This window comes from Streptomyces sp. NPDC088261, assembly GCF_044740805.1.
Lineage (GTDB): Bacteria > Actinomycetota > Actinomycetes > Streptomycetales > Streptomycetaceae > Streptomyces.
The window spans coordinates 182,550-203,405 of the sequence record NZ_JBIURL010000009.1 but is presented as its reverse complement, the minus strand read 5'-3'; the positions used below and the strand labels follow the sequence as shown (position 1 = coordinate 203,405).

General features: G+C 72.4%; 18 protein-coding genes and 1 pseudogene. 10 read left to right on the top strand and 9 right to left on the bottom strand.

Features of this window, described 5'->3' with window-relative positions; translation table 11 throughout:
* Nucleotides 1-126: 126 nt before the first annotated feature.
* The 3 genes from recQ to ACIODU_RS19610 form a co-directional block, all read right to left on the bottom strand.
* Nucleotides 127-2,019 (bottom strand): DNA helicase RecQ, encoded by a 1,893-nt coding sequence (gene recQ / locus ACIODU_RS19620; RefSeq protein WP_401769044.1) that lies wholly within the window; start codon nucleotides 2,017-2,019, stop codon nucleotides 127-129.
* A 101-nt stretch (nucleotides 2,020-2,120) separates the two neighbouring features.
* Nucleotides 2,121-3,011 carry a GyrI-like domain-containing protein gene (locus tag ACIODU_RS19615; protein WP_401769042.1) on the bottom strand — a complete coding sequence of 297 codons (891 nt, stop codon included), beginning with the start codon at nucleotides 3,009-3,011 and terminating at the stop codon, nucleotides 2,121-2,123.
* A 33-nt stretch (nucleotides 3,012-3,044) separates the two neighbouring features.
* A complete protein-coding gene (locus tag ACIODU_RS19610) occupies nucleotides 3,045-3,815 on the bottom strand; it encodes a 2-phosphosulfolactate phosphatase (RefSeq protein WP_401769163.1) in 771 nt (256 codons plus the stop codon).
* Between the two features lie 366 nt (nucleotides 3,816-4,181).
* Here ACIODU_RS19610 and argC point away from each other — a divergent pair, with 366 nt between their 5' ends.
* From argC to ACIODU_RS19580, 6 genes and pseudogenes are all read left to right on the top strand, one after another.
* The gene (gene argC / locus ACIODU_RS19605) at nucleotides 4,182-5,219 is read left to right on the top strand and encodes an N-acetyl-gamma-glutamyl-phosphate reductase (RefSeq protein WP_401769039.1); all 1,038 of its coding nucleotides are present in this window, start codon (nucleotides 4,182-4,184) and stop codon (nucleotides 5,217-5,219) included.
* Nucleotides 5,216-6,385, top strand: a complete 1,170-nt coding sequence (argJ, locus tag ACIODU_RS19600; RefSeq protein WP_401769038.1) for a bifunctional glutamate N-acetyltransferase/amino-acid acetyltransferase ArgJ — start codon at nucleotides 5,216-5,218, stop codon at nucleotides 6,383-6,385. The genes argC and argJ overlap by 4 nt, the downstream gene beginning before the upstream one ends.
* Nucleotides 6,382-7,419, top strand: a complete 1,038-nt coding sequence (gene argB / locus ACIODU_RS19595) for an acetylglutamate kinase (protein ID WP_401769035.1) — start codon at nucleotides 6,382-6,384, stop codon at nucleotides 7,417-7,419. Before argJ ends, argB begins: the two co-directional genes overlap by 4 nt.
* Before the next feature lie 47 nt (nucleotides 7,420-7,466).
* A pseudogene (locus ACIODU_RS19590) lies at nucleotides 7,467-8,635 on the top strand (acetylornithine transaminase).
* Nucleotides 8,632-9,168 carry an arginine repressor gene (locus tag ACIODU_RS19585; protein WP_161307278.1) on the top strand — a complete coding sequence of 179 codons (537 nt, stop codon included), beginning with the start codon at nucleotides 8,632-8,634 and terminating at the stop codon, nucleotides 9,166-9,168. Before ACIODU_RS19590 ends, ACIODU_RS19585 begins: the two are co-directional and overlap by 4 nt.
* Before the next feature lie 222 nt (nucleotides 9,169-9,390).
* The gene (locus ACIODU_RS19580) at nucleotides 9,391-10,833 is read left to right on the top strand and encodes a glycerophosphodiester phosphodiesterase family protein (protein ID WP_401769033.1); all 1,443 of its coding nucleotides are present in this window, start codon (nucleotides 9,391-9,393) and stop codon (nucleotides 10,831-10,833) included.
* Here the strand turns inward: ACIODU_RS19580 and ACIODU_RS19575 are convergent.
* The 5 genes from ACIODU_RS19575 to ACIODU_RS19555 form a co-directional block, all read right to left on the bottom strand.
* On the bottom strand, nucleotides 10,809-11,840 hold the full coding sequence (locus tag ACIODU_RS19575; protein WP_401769030.1) for a PfkB family carbohydrate kinase: 1,032 nt from the start codon (nucleotides 11,838-11,840) through the stop codon (nucleotides 10,809-10,811). The genes ACIODU_RS19580 and ACIODU_RS19575 overlap by 25 nt on opposite strands.
* Nucleotides 11,837-12,853: an ADP-ribosylglycohydrolase family protein gene (locus tag ACIODU_RS19570; protein ID WP_401769028.1), complete on the bottom strand. Its 1,017-nt coding sequence runs from the start codon at nucleotides 12,851-12,853 to the stop codon at nucleotides 11,837-11,839. Before ACIODU_RS19570 ends, ACIODU_RS19575 begins: the two co-directional genes overlap by 4 nt.
* Nucleotides 12,854-12,911: 58 nt before the next feature.
* Nucleotides 12,912-13,631: a GntR family transcriptional regulator gene (locus ACIODU_RS19565; RefSeq protein ID WP_401769026.1), complete on the bottom strand. Its 720-nt coding sequence runs from the start codon at nucleotides 13,629-13,631 to the stop codon at nucleotides 12,912-12,914.
* A gap of 66 nt (nucleotides 13,632-13,697) precedes the next feature.
* On the bottom strand, nucleotides 13,698-14,444 hold the full coding sequence (locus ACIODU_RS19560; RefSeq protein ID WP_401769023.1) for a L,D-transpeptidase: 747 nt from the start codon (nucleotides 14,442-14,444) through the stop codon (nucleotides 13,698-13,700).
* A gap of 89 nt (nucleotides 14,445-14,533) precedes the next feature.
* Nucleotides 14,534-15,115 (bottom strand): pyridoxamine 5'-phosphate oxidase family protein, encoded by a 582-nt coding sequence (locus ACIODU_RS19555; RefSeq protein ID WP_401769020.1) that lies wholly within the window; start codon nucleotides 15,113-15,115, stop codon nucleotides 14,534-14,536.
* A gap of 136 nt (nucleotides 15,116-15,251) precedes the next feature.
* Here ACIODU_RS19555 and ACIODU_RS19550 point away from each other — a divergent pair, with 136 nt between their 5' ends.
* Nucleotides 15,252-16,445, top strand: a complete 1,194-nt coding sequence (locus tag ACIODU_RS19550) for an argininosuccinate synthase (RefSeq protein WP_161311035.1) — start codon at nucleotides 15,252-15,254, stop codon at nucleotides 16,443-16,445.
* Nucleotides 16,446-16,538: 93 nt separating this feature from the next.
* On the top strand, nucleotides 16,539-17,966 hold the full coding sequence (gene argH / locus ACIODU_RS19545; RefSeq protein ID WP_401769018.1) for an argininosuccinate lyase: 1,428 nt from the start codon (nucleotides 16,539-16,541) through the stop codon (nucleotides 17,964-17,966).
* 40 nt (nucleotides 17,967-18,006) lie between these two features.
* Here argH and ACIODU_RS19540 read toward each other — a convergent pair whose 3' ends face one another.
* Nucleotides 18,007-18,513: a hypothetical protein gene (locus ACIODU_RS19540; protein WP_356424843.1), complete on the bottom strand. Its 507-nt coding sequence runs from the start codon at nucleotides 18,511-18,513 to the stop codon at nucleotides 18,007-18,009.
* A 105-nt stretch (nucleotides 18,514-18,618) separates the two neighbouring features.
* Here ACIODU_RS19540 and ACIODU_RS19535 point away from each other — a divergent pair, with 105 nt between their 5' ends.
* Together ACIODU_RS19535 and ACIODU_RS19530 are read left to right on the top strand one after the other, a co-directional pair.
* Entirely contained in the window at nucleotides 18,619-19,167 is a 549-nt protein-coding gene (locus tag ACIODU_RS19535) for a TetR/AcrR family transcriptional regulator (RefSeq protein WP_401769015.1), read from the top strand.
* Entirely contained in the window at nucleotides 19,164-20,717 is a 1,554-nt protein-coding gene (locus ACIODU_RS19530; RefSeq protein ID WP_401769014.1) for an MFS transporter, read from the top strand. Before ACIODU_RS19535 ends, ACIODU_RS19530 begins: the two co-directional genes overlap by 4 nt.
* Nucleotides 20,718-20,856: the final 139 nt, after the last annotated feature.

Here is a 20,856-nt window from a genome sequence, read left to right as displayed (position 1 = left end):
GCGCGAGCCGGTGACGTACCGGGGCCGGTGAGGTGACGCGAGCCGGTGACGTACCCGGGCCGGTGAGGTGACGCGGACCGCTGACGTACGGGCCGCGCCCCCCTGAGGTACGGATCCCCTCTCCGCTCAGGCCGCGCCCAGCGTCTCCAGGATCTGCTCCCCGTACTTCGCCAGCTTGTTCTCCCCCACCCCGTTCACCGTGCCCAGCTCCGTCAGTGTCGTCGGGGACAGCACCGCGATCTCCCGCAGTGTCGCGTCGTGGAAGATCACATACGCGGGCACGCCCTGCTCCTTCGCCGACGCGGCGCGCCACGCGCGCAGCGACTCGAACACCGGCACCGCCTCGGCCGGCAGGTCCACCGGAGCCGCGCGGTTCCTGGCCGTCTTCTCCGCCCGCGCCGGGCGAAGCGCGCTCTCGGGCTCCCGCCGCAGGACGACCGGCCGCCGCCCGCCCAGCACCTCCGCGCTCTCGTCCGTGAGTGTCAGCGTCCCGTACTCGCCCTCGACCGCGACGAGGCCCTGCGCCAGCATCTGCCGGGCCACCCCGCGCCATTCCGCCTCGCGCAGCTCGGTGCCGATGCCGAAGACACTCAGCGCGTCGTGGTCGAACTGGATGACCTTCGCGGTCTTCTTGCCGAGCAGGATGTCGGTGATCTGCCCGGCGCCGAACTTCTGGTTGCGCTCCCGCTTGAGCCGTACCACCGTCGAGAGGAACTTCTGCACGGGCACCGTCCCGTCCCAGGACTCCGCCGGGGTCAGGCACGTGTCGCAGTTCCCGCACGCGGTGCTCTTCTGGCCGAAGTACGCCAGCAGGCGCACCCGGCGGCACTCGACCGTCTCGCACAGCGCGAGCATCGCGTCCACGTGCTCGCCCAGCCGCCGCCGGTGCGCGTCGTCGCCCTCCGAGGTCTCGATCATCTTCCGCTGCTGGACGACGTCCTGGAGCCCGTACGCCAGCCACGCCGTGGAGGGCAGCCCGTCGCGCCCGGCGCGGCCGGTCTCCTGGTAGTACCCCTCGACCGACTTCGGCAGGTCGAGGTGGGCCACGAACCGTACGTCCGGCTTGTCGATGCCCATGCCGAACGCGATCGTCGCCACCATCACCAGCCCGTCCTCCCGCAGGAAGCGCGACTGGTTCGCGGCGCGCGTCCCGGAGTCCAGACCCGCGTGGTACGGCAGCGCGTTGACGCCGTTCTTCACCAGGAACTCGGCGGTCTTCTCGACCGACGCGCGCGACAGGCAGTAGACGATCCCCGCGTCCCCGGGGTGCTCGGCGCGCAGCAGTTGCAACAGCTGCTTCTTCGGGTCGTTCTTCGGCGCGATCCGGTACTGGATGTTGGGCCGGTCGAAGCTCGCGACGAAGTGCCGCGCGTCCTGGAGCTTGAGCCGGGACGCGATCTCCGTGTGCGTGGCCTCGGTGGCCGTCGCGGTGAGCGCGATGCGCGGCACGTCCGGCCAGCGCTCGTGCAGCGCGGAGAGGGCGAGGTAGTCGGGGCGGAAGTCGTGGCCCCACTGGGCCACGCAGTGCGCCTCGTCGATCGCGAACAGCGAGATCGTGCCGCGCTCCAGCAGCCGTACGGTCGCCTCCACGCGCAGGCGCTCCGGCGCCAGATAGAGGAGGTCCAGCTCCCCGGCCAGGAACTCCGCCTCCACCAGGCGCCGTTCGTCCATGTCCTGCGTCGAGTTCAGGAACCCGGCCCGCACCCCGAGCGCCCGCAGCGCGTCGACCTGGTCCTGCATGAGCGCGATGAGCGGCGACACCACCACCCCGACCCCTTTGCGGACCAGCGCGGGGATCTGGTAGCAGAGCGACTTGCCGCCGCCGGTCGGCATCAGCACGAGCGCGTCACCGCCGTCGACCACATGGTCGATGATCTCCTGCTGGCTCCCGCGGAAGGAGTCGTAGCCGAAGACGCGGTGCAGCACCCGCAGGGCGTCGCTCGTCCCCGCGTCGCTGATCTCAGGGCCGCCGACCTCAAGGAGGGGGCCGATGTCGGAACCGGTGCCGGAAGTGCTCATTCGCCGAGTCTACGAGGATTGTCGGCCCCGCCTCCCGGCCTGTGGAAAACTCCCGCCCGCACCTGTGGACAACTCCCGGGATTCAGTGATCGGGCAGACGATCAGCCCCGCCGCCCCTTCTCCTCCCGCTCTCTCTCCCGCTCCACCGGGAGCCACAGCTCGGCGTCCGCCTCCGTCCCGTCCGCTGACAGGCGGGTGCGCAAAATCTCCGGCCCGGGGCGGGTGCGGTACGGGTTCGAGGGGAACCACTCCGCGTACACGTCCCGCCACAGGTGCTGGATCGCCTCCGGCACCGGCCCCGAGGCGGTGAAGACCGCCCAGGTGCCGGCCGGGACGGCGAGGGTGGTGGTGCCCTCGGGGGCCGCCGCGGAGGTGATCACCCCGTGGTAGTAGTCGAGTTCGGTGCCCTCGGCGCGGCTGGGGTCCAGGTCGTCGCAGACCGCGACGGTGCCCTGGGGCTCCTGGTCCGACAGTTTCTCCAGGCTCTCCTTCACGCCTGGGTCGATCCCTCGGACGAAATCGATGATGGCCTGGTTCGGTCCCACGTGCACCAGGGGGACCCGGGCCTTGAGGCCGACCACGGTGAAGTCGGGCCTGTCCACGACGCGATAGCGCATGCTGCTGCTTCCTTCGACGGTGAGGCGGAAGGTCAGCCGGGGCTGGGAGACGAGCGCGGCGCCGGTACGGCGGGCCTCGCCGGGGCCGACGCCGTGCACGGCACGGAACGCCCGCGCGAACGCCTCGCCGGAGCCGTACCCGTACCGCACCGCGATCTCCAGCAGCGAGTCACGCCCGCCGAGCACCTCGGCGCCCGCGACGGTGAGCCGCCTGCGCCGTACGTACTCCGAGAGCGGCATGCCCGCGAGCGCGGAGAACATCCGGCGCAGGTGGTACTCGGAGGTCGCCGCGGTGCGCGCGAGCGCCGCCACGTCGACGGCCCCGCCGAGGTCGTCCTCGATCTGCCCCATGGCCCGGTTCAGCCGCTCCAGCATGCCCGGCCCCCCTTCCTCTTGACACCCACCACGCTAGGAGGCGCGTCCCCCGCCGGACCCGACATCCTGTGCCCGTTCCTGTCGGGTACGGAGCCGGCCACCGCCCCCGTCCGGCCCGGCCACCTCCGGCGGCACCTCGACGGGACGGAGCACGGTCAAGGAGTCCTCCTGGCGGGCCACCATGGCGAAGGAGAACCTGTCGATCTCCAGACACAGACCGACGTCGTCGGGGTGACAACCGCTCCGCAGCCCGCCGGCGAGGTCCGCCGCGGCTCGGGACATCCTCGCGCGGCGGAGGTACGGAGCCGGGTCGACCTCGCCTCCTCCCACGCACCGGCCGATGTACTCGGCGCAGGCCAGATCCTCGTCGGCCCGGCCACCCTCGCCGGTGACCACGAACGTCACCGGGCCGGACTCCTCCCCCCGCAGGAACCGCGCGGTCGGGCCCGCCACCACGAAGCTCGCGCACAGGACCAGGGGCGCGCCGGCGACAGCCAACGCGCCCACGGTCCCCGCCGTCGTCTTCTGCACCAGCGTGCGGCCGGCGAAGTCGCGCGACCGGAGCAGACCGGGTGAGTTCACAACGTCGAACCCCGCGGCCGGCGCTCCGTCCTTCAGCGCCAGCCACCCGGAGTGGCGCTCCTTCAAGGCGAGCGCCTCACTCTCCGTCGAGGCCAGAACGATCCTCTCGACGCCACACGCGAAGGCCCAGGCGGCCACGGTGAAGGCGCGCATGACGTCGACGACGACCGCGACCCGGGGAACCCCGCTCAACTCCGGTATACCGACGAAGTGATGATCCATCGCGCCAGTGTGACGCCCCGCGCAGACCGGCTGCTTCTCCCTGAGGAGGGAGTTCATGACGCTGTCGTCGAGGTTGAGGTGGTGCCGTACCAGTTCACCCGGGGTCAGCGCCATCCGCTGGGCCGCACTGACGTCCTCGAAGCGGGGGGCCTTGAACATCTCCAGCAGCTTCAGCGGGGTGTCGCCCGTGTTCTCGATGTAGTGCCCCATGGCGAACTCGAAGCCTCACGCACAACCCGCCAGGTCACCTGCAAACCCGCCAACCGAAGCGCAACGTCACACCGTTCCGCGGGGTCGCCGATAGGGGGCGTTGCATAAAGCTGCGGGGGAACGTATAGTCATGCCATTGCCGAGGAGGGCTCTTCGATGGTGGCACAGACGGTGCGCGTAGCGGTGGCCGGGGCGAGTGGGTACGCGGGTGGGGAGTTGCTGCGGCTGCTCCTCGGGCATCCCGGGGTGCGTGTCGGGGCCCTGACCGGGAACTCCAACGCCGGGCAGACCCTCGGCGCGTTGCAACCGCACCTGCTGCCGCTCGCCGGGCGGGTGCTGGAGGCGACCTCCGCCGAGGTGCTCGCCGGGCACGACGTCGTCTTTCTCGCGCTGCCCCACGGGCAGTCCGCCGCCGTCGCCGAGCAGCTCGGGGACGACGTCCTCGTCATCGACGTCGGCGCCGACTTCCGGCTCCAGGACGCCGCCGACTGGGAGAGGTTCTACGGCTCCCCCCACGCCGGCACCTGGCCCTACGGGCTCCCCGAACTGCCGGGCGCCCGCGCCGCGCTGGAGGGGTCCAAGCGTGTCGCGGTGCCCGGCTGCTACCCCACGGCCGTCTCCCTCGCGCTTTTCCCCGCGTACGGGGCCGGGCTCGCCGAGCCCGAGGCCGTGATCGTCGCCGCGTCCGGCACCTCCGGCGCCGGCAAGGCCGCCAAGCCGCACCTGCTGGGCTCCGAGGTCATGGGGTCCATGTCGCCGTACGGCGTCGGCGGCGGCCACCGGCACACCCCGGAGATCGTCCAGAACCTCAGCGCCGCCGCCGGGGAGCCCGTGACCGTCTCCTTCACCCCCACCCTCGCCCCCATGCCCCGCGGCATCCTCGCCACCTGCTCCGCCAAAGCCAGGCCCGGCACCACCGCCGGGGACGTACGGGACGCGTACGAGAAGGCCTTCGCGGACGAGCCGTTCGTCCACCTGCTCCCCGAAGGACGCTGGCCGGCCACCGCGTCCGTCTACGGTTCCAACGCCGTACAGATCCAGGTCACGTACGACGAACACGCGCACCGCATCATCGCGGTCAGCGCCATCGACAACCTCACCAAGGGCACGGCCGGCGGCGCCCTCCAGAGCATGAACATCGCCCTCGGGCTCCCCGAGGACACCGGACTCTCCACGATCGGAGTGGCACCTTGAGCGTCACCGCAGCGCAGGGATTCACGGCGGCGGGCATCGCCGCCGGGATCAAGGAGAACGGCAACCCGGACCTGGCCCTCGTGGTCAACCACGGCCCCCGCCGCGCCGCCGCCGGTGTCTTCACCTCCAACCGCGTCAAGGCCGCGCCCGTCCTCTGGTCCGAACAGGTCGTCAAGGGCGGGGAGATCTCCGCCGTCGTCCTCAACTCCGGCGGCGCCAACGCCTGTACGGGACCCCAGGGCTTCCAGGACACCCACGCCACCGCCGAGAAGGCCGCCGAGGTGCTGAGCGCGGCGGGCGGTGCCGAGCACAGTGCCGGGGAGATCGCCGTCGCCTCCACCGGGCTCATCGGGCTGCTCCTGCCGATGGACAAGCTCCTGCCCGGCATCGAGAAGGCCGCCGCCGAACTCTCCCCGCACGGCGGCGAGAAGGCCGCCCTCGCCATCAAGACCACCGACACCGTGCACAAGACCGCCGTCGCGGGCGGCGACGGCTGGACCGTCGGCGGCATGGCCAAGGGCGCGGGCATGCTCGCCCCCGGCCTCGCCACCATGCTCGTCGTCCTCACCACCGACGCCGACGTCGAGACCCCCGCCCTGGACACCGCGCTGCGCGCCGCGACCCGTACCACCTTCGACCGGGTCGACTCCGACGGCTGCATGTCCACCAACGACACCGTCCTCCTGCTGGCCTCCGGAGCCTCCGGGGTGACGCCCGCGTACGACGAGTTCGCCGAGGCCGTCCGTACGGTCTGCGCCGACCTCGCCCGGCAGCTCATCGGTGACGCGGAAGGCGCGTCCAAGGACATCAGGATCGAAGTCGTCAACGCCGCGAGCGAGGACGACGCCGTCGAGGTGGGCCGCTCCATCGCCCGCAACAACCTCCTCAAGTGCGCGATCCACGGCGAGGACCCCAACTGGGGCCGGGTGCTGTCCGCCATCGGCACGACCGGCGCGGTCTTCGACCCCGACCGGCTGAACGTCGCCATCAACGACGTCTGGGTCTGCAAGAACGGCTCCGTCGGCGAGGACCGCGACCTGGTCGACATGCGCTTCCGCGAGGTGCGTGTCACCGCCGACCTCGCCGCCGGCGCCGACTCCGCCATCATCTGGGCCAACGACCTCACCGCCGAGTACGTCCACGAGAACAGCGCGTACAGCTCATGACCGACTCGACCGACCTGACCGACGTGACCGACCTCCCCGCCGAGACCGACCCGCCCGCCGTCCCCACCGCCCGCAAGCACACCGCCCTCCCCAAGGCCCAGATCCTCATCGAGGCGCTGCCCTGGCTCACCCGCCACCACGGCAAGACCGTCGTCATCAAGTTCGGCGGCAACGCCATGATCGACGAGGACCTCAAGGCCGCCTTCGCGCAGGACGTCGTCTTCCTCCGCCAGGCCGGCCTCAAGCCGGTCGTCGTGCACGGCGGCGGCCCCCAGATCAGCGCCCAGCTCGACCGGCACGGCCTGGTCAGCGAGTTCAAGGCCGGCCTGCGGGTCACCACGCCGGAAGCGATGGACGTCGTACGGATGGTCCTCGCCGGACAGGTCCAGCGCGAGCTCGTCGGCCTGCTCAACCAGCACGGCCCGCTCGCCGTCGGCATGACCGGCGAGGACGCCCACACCATCACCGCCGTCCAGCACCGCCCCCTGATCGACGGCGAGCTGATCGACATCGGCCGGGTCGGCGAGATCACCGCCATCGACACCGGCGCCATCGAGGCGCTGCTCGGCGACGGCCGGATCCCGGTCATCTCCTCCATCGCCCGCAGCGCCGACGACGGCCACGTCTACAACGTCAACGCCGACACCGCCGCCGCGGCCCTCGCCGCCGCCCTCGGCGCCGAGACGCTGATGGTCCTCACCGACGTCGAGGGCCTGTACGAGGACTGGCCGAACAGCGACGACGTCATCAGCAGGCTCACCGCGAGCCAGCTGGAGAAGCTGCTGCCCGAGCTGTCCAGCGGCATGGTGCCCAAGATGGAGGGCTGCCTGCACGCCGTACGCAACGGAGTCACCACCGCCCGGGTCCTCGACGGGCGCGTCCAGCACTCGATCCTGCTGGAGATCTTCACGGACGAAGGCATCGGCACGATGGTCGTGCCGGACGCCCCGCAGGACCCCGTGACACACGACGTCACACACGACATCACACACGACATCACACACGAAGCAGCGGCCGAAGGGGGAGCACGGTGAGTACGGTGACCGGCAACGAGGAACTCGTAGGGCGCTGGCGGGGCGTCATGGCGGACAACTACGGGACGCCGCGGCTGTCCCTGGTCCGGGGCGAGGGCACCACCGTCTGGGACGCCGACGGCACGCCGTACACCGACTTCGTCGGCGGGGTCGCCGTCAACGCGCTCGGCCACGCCCACCCGGCCGTCGTCGAGGCGGTCTCCCGCCAGATCGCGTCGCTGGGCCACGTCTCCAACCTCTTCGTCGCCGAGCCGCCCCTCGCGCTCGCCGAACGCCTGATCCAGCTCGCCGGCCGCCCCGGCCGGGTGTTCTTCTGCAACTCCGGCGGCGAGGCCAACGAAACCGCCTTCAAGATCGGCCGGCTGACGGGCCGTCCGCACATGGTCGCCACCACCGGGGGCTTCCACGGCCGGACGATGGGCTCGCTCGCCCTCACCGGCCAGGAGCCGAAGCGGACCCCCTTCCTCCCGCTGCCCGGCGACGTCACGCACGTCCCCTTCGGCGACGTGGAGGCGCTGCGGGCCGCGGTCACCGAGGAGACCGCGTTCGTGATCGTCGAGCCGATCCAGGGCGAGATCGGCGTCGTCGTCCCGCCCAAGGGCTACCTGGAGGCGGCCAGGGAGATCACCCGCGCCACCGGCACGCTGCTCGTCCTGGACGAGGTGCAGACGGGGATCGGCCGGACGGGCCACTGGTTCGAGCACCTCGCCCACCAGGGTGTCGAGCCCGACGTCGTCACCCTCGCCAAGGGCCTCGGCGGCGGGCTGCCGCTCGGCGCGGTCCTCGCGTTCGGCGAGACCGGCGACCTGCTGCGGCCCGGCCACCACGGCACGACGTTCGGCGGCAACCCCGTCGCCTGCGCCGCCGCGCTTGCCGTCCTCGACACGCTGGCCGCCGGCGGCCTCCTCGACCAGGTGAAGCGGCTCGGCGAGCGGCTGCGCGACGGGATCGAGGGGCTCGGCCACCCGCTGGTCTCCCACGTCCGTGGCGCGGGCCTGCTCCTGGGTATCGTGCTCACCGGGCCGCTCGCACCGCAGGTGCAGCGGGCGGCCCAGGACGCCGGTCTCCTGGTGAACGCGCCCGCCCCCGACGTCGTACGACTGATGCCCCCACTGATCATCGGCGACAACGAGGTGGACAGGTTCCTCCAGCTCCTGCCCGGTGTCCTCGACACGGCTACGGGGACGGACGATCCGGGGAAATGAGACAACGATGACCGAGGCCCAGGAACCGGAGCAGGGCGGGCAGTCCGTGCCGCAGACACGGACGGCCCGGCACCGCCGGATCGTCGACATCCTGAACCGGCAGCCGGTGCGCTCCCAGAGCCAGCTGGCGAAACTGCTCGCGGACGACGGGCTGAACGTCACCCAGGCGACGCTCTCGCGCGACCTCGACGAACTGGGCGCGGTGAAGATCCGCAACACCGGCGGTGAGCTGATCTACGCCGTGCCGAGCGAGGGCGGATACCGCACGCCCCACGCCCCGCTGGGCGAGTCGGCCAAGGAGGAGCGCATGCGGCGCCTCTCCGGCGAACTCCTCATCTCCGCCGAGGCGTCGGCGAACCTGGTGGTCCTCCGTACGCCGCCGGGCGCCGCGCAGTTCCTCGCGTCGGCCATTGACCAGGCCGAACTGAGCGACGTCCTGGGCACGATCGCGGGGGACGACACGCTGATGCTGATCAGCCGCGACCCGGCGGGCGGGCAGGCGTTGGCGGAACACCTGCTGAAGCTGGCGCAGAACGACCGCTGAGCGGGGCGGGCCCGGGCCCCGACCGGGTGCGGGCTCCGGTGGGCTCGGAGCGGTACGGGCTCCGAGGCGGTACGGGCCCCGTCGCGGTACGGGCTCCGCTCCCGTCACGCGAATTCCTCGACGGTTCACGGTCACGTCACGGCGGGGATGATCACCCCGCCCGCCGGTCGCGCACAGTGGGTGCCCTCGCCCACCCGCCCCCCGACGCACCGGAGTTCCCCCATGCGTACCCGATGGACGTCCCTGGCCGGTGTCGCGGCCGCCGCCGCACTGACGGTCACGGCCGCGGCGGTCCCCCTTCTCGTCGAGCACGGGCGCACCGCCACCACCGCCCCCGTCGCGTCCCACCGGGCGGCCCCGGCCATCGACCGGATCCACGCCTCGTACCTGGACCACCGGCCCGGCGCCCCCGTCATGGTCGTCGCCCACCGCGGCTACTGGCGGGGCGCGCCGGAGAACTCGCTCCGGGCCGTCGACCTGGCGGTCGCCAAGGGCGCCGAGGTGGTCGAGATCGACGTACAGCGCACAAAGGACGGCCAGTTGGTCCTCATGCACGACGACACGGTGAACCGCACCACCGACGGCACCGGCCGGGTGGCCGACCTGACGCTCGACCAGATCAAGGCCCTCCGGCTGCGGGCCGGACTCGGCGGCGCGCAGGCCGCGCTCACCGGTGACCGGGTGCCGACGCTCGCCGAGGCGCTGGCGGCAGTCCAGGGCCGGGCGATGGTCAACCTCGACAAGGGCTGGGCCTTCCGGGACCAGGAATACGAACTCCTCGCCGGCCTGGGCATGCTGGACCACGCCATCTTCAAGAGCTCCGCCCCCGTTCCCGAGGTGCAGGCGTTCCTCGACAAGGACCGGCGCATCCTCTACAGCCACGTGGTGGACGACGCGAACGCGTCGAGCGTCGGAACGTTCACCGGCCGGAAGCCCCAGTCGTACGAACTCATCTTCGACCGCCTCACCGACCCGCAGATCCAGCCCGCCGCGACCGCGAAGGCGGCGGCGCTGGGGCGCGTGTGGGTCAACACCATGTGGTACGGGCTGGCCGCCGGCTACACCGACGAGGCGTCGCTCGTCGACCCGGCCCGCGGCTGGGCCCCGGTGACCGACCGGCACGGCGCCTCGATGATCCAGACCGACAACCAGGAGCAGCTGCTCGACTGGCTGGAGGCCCGCCGCCGCCACGCGCCGTGGCCCGTCGTCCCGGCCGGCGCGGTGCGGGTGCAGGCCGAGGACTACTCCTTCGGGGGCAAGGACGCCGGCTACCACGACACGGAGGACGACAACAAGGGCGGCGCGGCGCGGAAGTACGAGGGCGTGGACCTCTGCGACCAGGCCGGTGCGCTGGTCATGTGCTGGATCCGCGCCGGGGAATGGGTCAGGTACGAGGTGACCGTGCCCAGGACGGACGACTACCGGGTGTCGGTGCGGGTCTCGTGCCCGTACAGCCCCGCCGGAAGGTTCACGCTCAGCTTCGACGGGCGCCCGGCCACCACCCCTTCGGACGTACGGAACACCACCTCGCACGACGCATTCGAGCTCCAGGCCGTCGCGGGCGAGCAGCGTCTCACCCGGGGCACGCACGCGTTCGTCGTACGGATGGACGACGCGGCCTACCAGAACTTCAACATCGACTACTTCCAGTTCGACCGCGCCTGATACGGGCCCGGTCCGAACAGCCGTACCGCAAGCGGGTCCTCGCCCAGGAACGCCCGCAACTCCGACCGGTCGGGGGCGGTCGCGGGCCCCCGGCGGGTCACCGCGTACGCCGCCGCCGCGTTCGCGCCCCGGACCGCCGTCAGCGGGTCGCACCCCTGGGCCAGCAGCGCCAGGAACGCGCCGACGTGCGCGTCCCCCGCGCCGTTGCTGTCGACGGCGCGCACCGGGAAGCCGGGCACCCGCACCGGCTCCAGCTCCGCATGAGACCCCCCGCCCGCCGCCAGCCAGCAGCCGTCCTTGTCCACCCGTACGAGCACCCCGCCCCCCGGAGCCAGCCGCTCACGCAGCGCGGCCGCGGCCGCGCGGGGGTCGTCGAGCCCCGACATCAGCCGGGCCTCGCGGGCGTTGGCGCTCAGCCAGTCGGTCCGGGCCAGCACCGGCGCGAGCACCGCCTCCGGGATGTCGGCGACCAGCGGGGCCGGGTCGAGGCACACGACGATCTCCGGGGGCAGCAGCGCGGTGAACCGGGCCAGCAGCGGGCCGTTCACCGGCATGACGAGCCCGTAGCCGGAGAGCTGCACCAGATCGCCGGGCCGCAGCCGCCCCGCCACCGCCGCGACGTCGGCCTCCGTCATCTCCGCGTCCACGCCGAAACTGGTGACGAAGGTACGTTCGCCGCCCGCCTCGACCAGCGCGACGGTGAAGCCCGTATCGCCGTCGGCGCGGGCCGGCAGCACCACCCCGATGTCCTCGGCGGCGAGCGCCTCACGGACGAGATCACCGTACGGGCCGGTGCCGTGCAGCCCGGCGAACACGGATTCCGTCCCGAGGCGGCGGGCCGCGACGAGCGTGTTGAAACCGCCGCCCGCCGTCAGCTCCGTACGCGTCCCGATGACATCGCCGCCCCGCTCGGGCAGCGCGGGGATCTCGATCACGAGATCGGCGATGACGTTCCCCGCGAGGACGACACGGGGGCCGCCGGCCTCCCGGCCCGCGCCCGCGCTCACCGCCCCGCCCCCTGGTGTGCGCTTCGCAGGGCGAGCAGCCGTACGACCAGAGGCTCCAGGTCCAGGCCGTTGACCGTACGGAGCGTGGCGACCGCCTCGCGAGGGAGCGCCGCGAACCCCGCGACCGACCCGGCGACCGCGCCCGCGATCGCGCCGATCGTGTCGCTGTCCCCGCCCAGGCCGGCCGCGAGCAGAGCGGCCCGCCACGGGTCCCCGGCCGCCGCGGTCACCACCGCGAAGGCGGCGGGCACCGACTCCTGGCTGGCCACGCTCGTCCCGACGAGGGCCACGATCCGGTCCAGCGCCGCCGCGTCCGGCAGGTCCCGCACCAGCGCGCGGGCCCACTCGATCCGGGACGCGATGTCGGCCCCCGCGACCCAGTGCCCGCGCCTCGCGCCCGCCCGGGCCGCCCCGACCGCCGCCGTCACGGCCTCCTCCAGCGTCCCCCCGGCCACCCCGGTGCTCACGGCCGCCGCGACGGCGGCCGCGCCCGCGATGCCGACCGTCGTGTCATGCGTGACCTGGCAGGACTCCACGACCCGGTCGAGGAAGTCCGCCGCCGGCGTGACCGGGAAGGCGATCCCGACGGGCGTGACCCGCATCGCGGCGCCGTTCGTGGAGCCGTACCGCCCCGCCTCCTCCGGCGGCACCCCGCGCGCCACCGCGTCCAGCGCGGCCTTGGTGGACGGGCCGAGCAGGTCCAGGGAGCCCTTGGCGCGCATCTCCGCCTCCCAGGCCAGCAACTCCCGGGCGAGACGCGACGGATCGATCCGCCCCCGGCCCTCGTCGATCAGCCGGCCGACGAGCAAGGCCTGGTCGGTGTCGTCGGTGACCGTGCCCGCCGGCATCCCCGCGCTGACCGGGTTGCCGGGCCGGGCGGCCTCGAAACCGGAGACGGTGCCGTAGACCCGTACGACCTCCTCCCGCGACATCATCTGCGTGGGCATGCCGAGGGCGTCGCCCAGGGCGAGTCCGTAGTACGCGCCCAGGGCGCGGTCCAGCTGACCGGTCACAGGCGGGTCTCCTCGATCGCGAGCGCTGCTCCCCGGCTCACAACAGGTTCTCCTCGGCTCACGAGAGGCCTTCCCGTCCCGCGCGGACGCGCAGTTCGAACCGGGCGGGGTCGAGCAGGCTGGTGATCTGTTCCACGACCGAGCCGTCGGCGGCCCGGAAGACCTGGGCGAGGTGGAGGAAGGACGTCCCGGGGGAGCGGCGCAGAACGACGGCGTCCGCCGCGTCGAGCGCCCGCACCGAGACCCGCCCGTCCGCGCTCCGCCGTATCCGGCCGGCGGCGACGAGGGCCCGGTTCAGCGAGCCGCCGTCCAGCCCCCGCTCCGGGAGTCCGGCGAGCGCGCCGACGGCGGGGACCCTGCTGCGTTCGAGCGAGACACCCTGCCCGCCGGGGAGCCGCCGGACGCGGTCCAGGGCGACGAAGGCGCTGGATTCCGTGCCCAGTTCGTCGGCCAGCCGCTGGTCCGTCACGTCCTCGAAGCAGAGGATCTCCGTGGACAGCTCGGTGTCCTGGCCGGTCAGCGCGTGGGTCCAGCCGAGGGGGTGGTCGAGCGGTGTCCCGTCGAAGGTGACGAACGAGCCTATGCCCGCATGTGTGGAGATCAGCCCCTGCTCGCCGAGGACCTGGAGCGCCTGGCGCAGGGTCGTACGGCTCACGGCGAACCGCTGGGTGAGCGCGTGCTCGCCGGGGAGCCTGCTGCCGTCGGAGTGGACCCCGGCGCGGATCTCGTCGGCGAGGACGCGGGCGATGCGGTGGTGTTTGTGAACCTGTCCAGGCATGTATGAAGCCTAAGGGGACGAGTCCTTCCGGTCCAGACGGTCCGGTGAAGCGCCGGACCGCTCGTCTCAGTAACGCGTGATCCCCGTCCCGCCCGCCCGCGTCCCCACCGCCAGGCGCGGCTCCCGCCGCGGATCCGCCCAGGCCAGGATGCGGCGCATCGCGCCGGCCGGTACGGACACACAGCCGGCCGTCGCGCCCCTGCCGTTCACGTGCAGGAAGATCCCGGCGCCCCGGCCACGGACCGGCCGCTCGTAGTTGTACCCGGTCACCAGGGCGTGGGCGTACTGCGTCGGATAGTCGGCCAGCCGCTCGGACTCGGCCGCACGGCAGTCCTCCGGCAGCCCCTCGACCCAGCGGTTGTACGACCGTGACGCGGTGTCCTCGCACCACCAGGACCTCTTCGTCACCCGCCGGTAGGTGTACGACGTACCGGCGGGCGCCGCCGCGACCCCGAAGGCGTACGGCAGGTCGAAGAGCCCGGTCGGGGTGGTCGAGGTGCCCTGCTCGCGGCGCGCTCCGTCGACCAGCCCGTTGGCCCCGAAGCGCGCGTCCGCGGAACCGGCGGCCACCCACCGCCCGCCGCGCAGGTCCCACCAGGTCAGCCGGCCGGTGGTGGACCGGAGGCCGGGCGCCTCCGCCGTGATCAGCTGACTGCCGCCGCCGGTGTCCGCCATGCGCGCGGGGAGCGGGAGCGGCGGGGGCGCCGGGGCCCGTCCGGCGGGCGCGGGCCCGGCGCCCGTGGCGGCGGTCACGGCGAGCAGTGCGGCGGCGAGGGCCAGGACCTTCCGGCCGTACGAGAAGACGGAGCGCATGCTCAGGACGGTACGGGCCCGCCTCCCCGCCGTCCCCCCGGAAGCCGCCGCCCTCACCCGTACGAGACCCCGGCCCCCCGTACGGACGGTCAAGCGGTCCGGGCGGGCAGGGGCAGCGGCAGTGCGGGCAGCCCGTCCAGGCTCACCCCCACGTGGTCCTTCTTCTCGCAGTACGCCGCGAACTCGTCGTCCGTCTTCCGGCCGAAGTGCTCCGCGTGCTGCGTGCGCTCCTCCCGGTAGTCCATGAACGGCACCGCGAAGCCGCACGCGTCACTGATCCGCACCGCGTGGACGACGATCACGGCCCGCGCCGAGGGGCCGTCCGCGTCCGCGAAGCGCGGAATGTACTCCGCCCAGCGAGGATCGTCCCGGAAGATCGCCTCGCCCCTGCCGTGCACCCGCAGCACCTTCGGCGGGCCGCTGAACGCGCACCACATCAGCGTGATGCGGCCGTTCTCCCGGACGTGCGCGAGGGTCTCGGCGCCGCTGCCGCCGAAGTCGAGATAGGCGAGCGTCTCCTCGTCGAGCACGACGAGGCTGCCCGCGCGCCCCTTGGGGGAGAGGTTGACGTGTCCGTCGGCCGCCAGGGGAGCGGTGGCGGTGAAGAAGACGGGCTGTTCCTCGATGAAGGTGCGTATCCGGCCGTCGATCCGTTCGTAGAGCTTTCCCATGCCACGATTGTCCCCGGTACCCCCGGCTCCGGGGAGGTGGCACCCGTACCCCACGGCCCTCACGAGGCACTTTGACAAACCATACGGTCCACTGCATAGTTATACCCATCAGTGAATGCACCGTAAGGAGAAACCCGTGACCGAGCGCGTCGTACTCGCCTACTCGGGCGGCCTGGACACCTCTGTCGCCATCGGCTGGATCGCCGAGGAGACGGGCGCCGAGGTCATCGCCGTTGCCGTGGACGTCGGCCAGGGCGGCGAGGACCTGGACGTCATCCGCAAGCGCGCGCTCGCCTGCGGTGCGGTCGAGGCCGAGGTCGCGGACGCGAAGGACGAGTTCGCCGAGGAGTACTGCCTCCCGGCGATCAAGGCCAACGCGCTCTACATGGATCGCTACCCGCTGGTCTCGGCCCTCTCCCGGCCCGCGATCGTCAAGCACCTCGTGGCCGCCGCGCACAAGCACGGCGCCGGCATCGTCGCCCACGGCTGCACCGGCAAGGGCAACGACCAGGTGCGGTTCGAGGCCGGCATCTCCGCGCTCGGCCCCGACCTCAAGTGCATCGCGCCCGTCCGCGACTACGCGATGACGCGGGACAAGGCGATCGCCTTCGCCGAGAAGGCGAACCTCCCGATCGCGACCACCAAGAAGTCCCCGTACTCCATCGACCAGAACGTCTTCGGGCGCGCCGTCGAGACGGGCTTCCTGGAGGACATCTGGAACGCGCCGATCGAGGACATCTACGAGTACACGCAGAACCCGTCCCTCCCGCGCGAGGCCGACGAGGTCGTCATCTCCTTCAAGGAGGGCGTCCCGGTCGCCCTCGACGGCAGGCCCGTCACCGTCCTCCAGGCGATCCAGCAGCTCAACGAGCGGGCCGGCGGCCAGGGCATCGGCCGGATCGACATCGTCGAGGACCGGCTCGTGGGCATCAAGTCCCGTGAGGTGTACGAGGCTCCCGGCGCGATCGCCCTGATCACCGCCCACCAGGAGCTGGAGAACGTCACCGTCGAGCGCGAGCTGGCCCGCTACAAGCGGCAGGTCGAGCAGCGCTGGGGCGAGATGGTCTACGACGGCCTGTGGTTCTCGCCGCTCAAGCGCGCCCTGGACGGCTTCATCAACGAGGCGAACCAGCACGTCACCGGCGACATCCGGATGACCCTGCACGGCGGGCGCGCCGTCGTCACCGGCCGGAGGTCCGAGGAGTCGCTGTACGACTTCAACCTCGCCACGTACGACTCGGGCGACACGTTCGACCAGTCCAAGGCGCAGGGCTTCATCGAGATCTTCGGCCTCTCGTCGAAGATCGCCGCCAAGCGCGACCTGGTCTGACCTTCCCCGTTCCCCCAACCGCACGGCAGCCGCCTCCCCGTTCCTCCGTGGCGGGGAGGCGGTGGCACTTCCCGATCCCTCCGAGGAGCAGCAGTGAGCAGCAACAAGGGTGATGTCCGGCTCTGGGGCGGCCGTTTCGAAGACGGCCCCTCCGCGGCGCTGGAGGCGTTGTCGGCGTCCGTCCACTTCGACTGGCGGCTCGCCCCGTACGACATCGCCGGCTCCCGCGCCCACGCCCGCGTCCTCCACAGGGCGGGGCTGCTCACCGCCGACGAGCTGACCCGGATGCTCGACGGGCTCGACCGGCTCGAATCCGACGTCGCCGACGGCTCGTTCACCGGCACGGTCGCCGACGAGGACGTCCACACCGCCCTGGAGCGGGGCCTCCTGGAGCGGCTCGGCGCCGACCTCGGCGGCAAGCTGCGGGCCGGCCGGTCCCGCAACGACCAGGTCGCCACGCTCTTCCGGATGTACCTGCGCGACCATGCCCGGATCATCGGCGGCCTGATCACCGACCTCCAGAGCGCGCTGGTCGGCCTCGCCGAGGCCCACCAGTCCGTCGCGATGCCGGGCCGTACGCACCTCCAGCACGCCCAGCCCGTCCTCTTCGCGCACCACGTCCTCGCGCACGTCCAGTCGCTCTCGCGGGACGCCGAGCGGCTGCGGCAGTGGGACAAGCGCACGGCGGTCTCGCCGTACGGCTCCGGCGCGCTGGCCGGCTCCTCCCTCGGCCTCGACCCCGAGGCGGTCGCCGCCGAACTGGGCTTCGAGCGCGGCTCGGTGGGCAACTCCATCGACGGCACGGCCTCCCGTGACTTCGTCGCCGAGTTCGCCTTCATCACCGCGATGATCGGCGTCAACCTCTCGCGGATCGCGGAGGAGGTCATCCTGTGGAACACGAAGGAGTTCTCCTTCGTCACCCTCCACGACGCCTTCTCCACCGGCTCGTCGATCATGCCGCAGAAGAAGAACCCGGACATCGCGGAGCTGGCGCGCGGCAAGTCCGGCCGGCTCATCGGCAACCTGACCGGCCTGCTGGCCACGCTCAAGGCGCTGCCGCTCGCGTACAACCGCGACCTCCAGGAGGACAAGGAGCCGGTCTTCGACTCCTGCGACCAACTGGAAGTGCTGCTCCCGGCGTTCACCGGCATGATGGCGACCCTGACCATCAACCGCACGCGGATGGAGGAGCTGGCCCCGGCCGGTTTCTCGCTCGCCACGGACATCGCGGAGTGGCTGGTCCGGCAGAACGTGCCGTTCCGGGTGGCCCACGAGGTCGCGGGGGAGTGCGTCAAGGAGTGCGAGGCGCTGGGCATCGAGCTGGACCAGCTCACGGACGACCAGTTCGCCAAGATCTCCGAGCACCTCACGCCGGACGTGCGGTCGGTCCTCAACGTGCCGGGCTCGCTGGCGTCCCGCAACGGGCGGGGCGGTACGGCGCCGTCGGCGGTGGCGGTGCAACTCTCCGAGCTCAAGGCCGACCTGGTGATCCAGCACGCGTGGGCGACGGCGAAGCGCTAGCCGCCCGTACGTCCGTACATCCGTACGCCCGTCAGTAGTCCTACAGCGCCGCCGCCCAGTCCGCGAGCGCGTCGAAGTCCGGTCGGATCAAGCCGATCCGGGGATCGATGTGCAGCAACAGGGCGGCGGCGAGGTGTTTTTCCGCCACCCACTCGTGGTCGAACGTGGTGATGTCGTCGTCGACCCAGGCGAACGGCCGCCCCGCCGCGTACTCCAGGATGTACTGCGTCTTCCAGAAGGTCCCGCGAGGGGCCCTTCCGTGCATCTGGGGCCAGTCGATGTAGGGGAGTTCGGGCAGCCCGAGGTGCGGTCCTATCCAGTCGTTCGCCCCGCCCTTCCAGGTGGTGGCCCAGACGAGGTCGAACCACTCGGTGAGCGCGAGCAGTTCCACGCCGTGCTCGGGGTTGAGCCAGACCCGGAGCGCCTGGGTCTCGGTCCAGCCGGTGGGCCGCATGTGATGGGTGGCGTACCCCGCGGGCCGTTGTGTCGCCTTGGCCGCATACGGATTGAGCGGCCCGTCCACGTCGATGAGCAGCAGTGGCTTCATCCCACCATGATCGCGAACGGGGCCCCGTGAGGGGAAGGGGCCCGTGCGGGAGGGCCACGTCGATGCGGTGAGACGCTGGTGTCTCACTTGGGTTATGCTCGTCTCATGACTGTGGACCGTGACCAGGTGCTCCGTACCGCCGCCGCGCTGCTCACCCGTAAAGCGACCGCCACCATGGACGAGGTCGCCCGGGCCGCCGGGATCGGGCGGGCGACGCTTCACCGGCACTTCGCCGGGCGGGACGCGCTGGTCAAGGCGCTGGAGGAGCGGGGCATCCAGGAGTTCGAGGCGGCGCTCGACACCGCGCGGCTGGACGAGGGCGGGGCGGGGGAGGCGCTGCGCCGCCTTGTCGCCGCCGTCGAACCGTCCGCCGGGCTCCTCGCCTTCCTCGTCACCGAGAACCAGCTCTTCGAGGGCGAGGTCGACGAGGGGTGGAACCGCCTCGACGCCCACGTCTCCGCGCTCTTCCGGCGCGGCCAGGAGGAGGGCGAGTTCCGGATCGACCTCACTCCCGCCTGGCTGACCGAGGCCCTCTACGCGCTGATCGGGGCCTGCGCCTGGTCCGTCCAGGACGGACGGGTCGCGGCCAAGGACTTCACCCATATGACCACCGAGCTGCTGCTCGGCGGAGCACGACGGAGCACGGAGAAATGACCACCACCGCCCCCCACCTGTTGACGACCCCGGCCGGTCCGGCGGAACCGGGCGCACCGCTGTCCCGCGCGGCCCGGTGGGTCGCGCTGGCCGTGCTGGTCCTCGCCGTCCTCCTCGTGGCCGTCGACGCGACGGTCCTCGGCCTCGCCACGCCGTTCCTCAGCGAGGATCTCCGGCCCACCGGCACGCAGTTGCTCTGGATCGGCGACATCTACTCGTTCGTCATCGCCGGTCTCCTCGTCTCGATGGGCAGCCTCGGCGACCGCATCGGGCGCAAGAAGCTCCTGCTGATCGGCGCGACCGCGTTCGGCGGGGTCTCCGTGCTGACCGCGTACGCGTCGAGCCCGGAGATGATGATCGCCGCGCGGGCCCTGCTCGGCGTGGCCGGCGCGACCCTGATGCCGGCGACCCTCGCGCTGATCCGCAACATCTTCCCCGACCCGAGGGAGCGCAGCCTCGCCGTCGGCGTCTGGGGCGCGACGGCCTCCGCCGGCGCCGCCGTGGGGCCCGTGGTGGGCGGGTTCCTGCTCGAGCACTTCTGGTGGGGCTCGGTCTTCCTGATCAACCTGCCCGTGATGGCGGTCCTGGTGGTCGTCGGGGTCAGACTGCTCCCCGAGTCCAAGGACCCGTCCCCGGGCCCCTGGGACCTGACCAGCGTGGTGCTGTCCCTGGTCGGGGTGATCGGGGTGGTGTACGCGGTGAAGGAGACGGCCGCGCACGGGATGCGCGGGGAGGCCGCGGCGGCCGGGGTGGCCGGCGCCGCCGCGCTCTTCTGGTTCGTACGGCGTCAACTCACCCTGCCGAGGCCCCTGCTGGACATGCGGCTCTTCCGCGGCCGGGGCTTCTCGGGGGCGGTGCTGGCGGACCTGCTGACCATCCTGGGGCTGTCGGGCCTGGTGTTCTTCCTGTCGCAGTTCTTCCAACTGGTCCAGGGCCGGGCCCCGTTGGAGGCGGGCCTGGCCGAACTGCCCGCCGCCCTGGGGGCGGTGGGCGCCGGTCTGCTGGCGGGGGTGATGGCCCGCCGGTACTCGGTACGGTCCGTGGTGGCCGGCGGCCTCGCGGCGATCGGGCTGGCGCTGGCGGCCCTGACCGGGCTCAGCCAGTCCACGGGCTATCCGGTGCTGGGCGCGGTGCTGCTGGTGGTGGGCGTCGGCGCGGGCCTCTCCTTCACGGTCACGGCTGACGTCATCCTGGCGGGCGTCCCCAAGGAGCAGGCGGGTGCGGCCTCCGCGGTGTCGGAAACGGCATACGAACTGGGCGCGGCGCTGGGGATCGCGCTGCTCGGCTCGATCGTCACGGGCGTCTACCGCGACTTCGCCACGCCCCCGGGGGTGCCGGCGGACGCGGCGAGGGCCGCGCACGAGTCCCTGGGCGGCGCGGCGGACGCGGCGTCGACCCTCCCACCCACCCAGGCCACGGCGCTGGTGGGAGCGGCCCAGGACGCGTTCACGGAGGGCATGCGTCTGGCGGCGGGCGCGGGTGCGGTGGTGCTGCTGGGGGCGTCGGTGGCGGCGTTCTTCCTGCTGCGCGGCGAGAAACTGGACGGCTGACGCGAGCCCACCCCGTCCCTGGCCGGGACCAGGTCGGGTGCGCCCGTCCGGGGCCCCGGGTCCGTCCTCAAGCGCCGGACGGGCTGAGGCAGGCGTTCCCGGCCGGGACCGGGTTGGCTGCGCCCGTCCCCGTGCGGGG

Coding starts and splice junctions, on each gene's coding strand:
- recQ (WP_401769044.1), bottom strand. CDS start 2,019: ATGAGCACTTCCGGCACCGGTTCCGACATCGGCCCCCTCCTTGAGGTC.
- ACIODU_RS19615 (WP_401769042.1), bottom strand. CDS start 3,011: ATGCTGGAGCGGCTGAACCGGGCCATGGGGCAGATCGAGGACGACCTC.
- ACIODU_RS19610 (WP_401769163.1), bottom strand. CDS start 3,815: ATGGATCATCACTTCGTCGGTATACCGGAGTTGAGCGGGGTTCCCCGG.
- argC (WP_401769039.1), top strand. CDS start 4,182: ATGGTGGCACAGACGGTGCGCGTAGCGGTGGCCGGGGCGAGTGGGTAC.
- argB (WP_401769035.1), top strand. CDS start 6,382: ATGACCGACTCGACCGACCTGACCGACGTGACCGACCTCCCCGCCGAG.
- ACIODU_RS19585 (WP_161307278.1), top strand. CDS start 8,632: ATGACCGAGGCCCAGGAACCGGAGCAGGGCGGGCAGTCCGTGCCGCAG.
- ACIODU_RS19580 (WP_401769033.1), top strand. CDS start 9,391: ATGCGTACCCGATGGACGTCCCTGGCCGGTGTCGCGGCCGCCGCCGCA.
- ACIODU_RS19565 (WP_401769026.1), bottom strand. CDS start 13,631: ATGCCTGGACAGGTTCACAAACACCACCGCATCGCCCGCGTCCTCGCC.
- ACIODU_RS19560 (WP_401769023.1), bottom strand. CDS start 14,444: ATGCGCTCCGTCTTCTCGTACGGCCGGAAGGTCCTGGCCCTCGCCGCC.
- ACIODU_RS19555 (WP_401769020.1), bottom strand. CDS start 15,115: ATGGGAAAGCTCTACGAACGGATCGACGGCCGGATACGCACCTTCATC.
- ACIODU_RS19540 (WP_356424843.1), bottom strand. CDS start 18,513: ATGAAGCCACTGCTGCTCATCGACGTGGACGGGCCGCTCAATCCGTAT.
- ACIODU_RS19535 (WP_401769015.1), top strand. CDS start 18,619: ATGACTGTGGACCGTGACCAGGTGCTCCGTACCGCCGCCGCGCTGCTC.
- ACIODU_RS19530 (WP_401769014.1), top strand. CDS start 19,164: ATGACCACCACCGCCCCCCACCTGTTGACGACCCCGGCCGGTCCGGCG.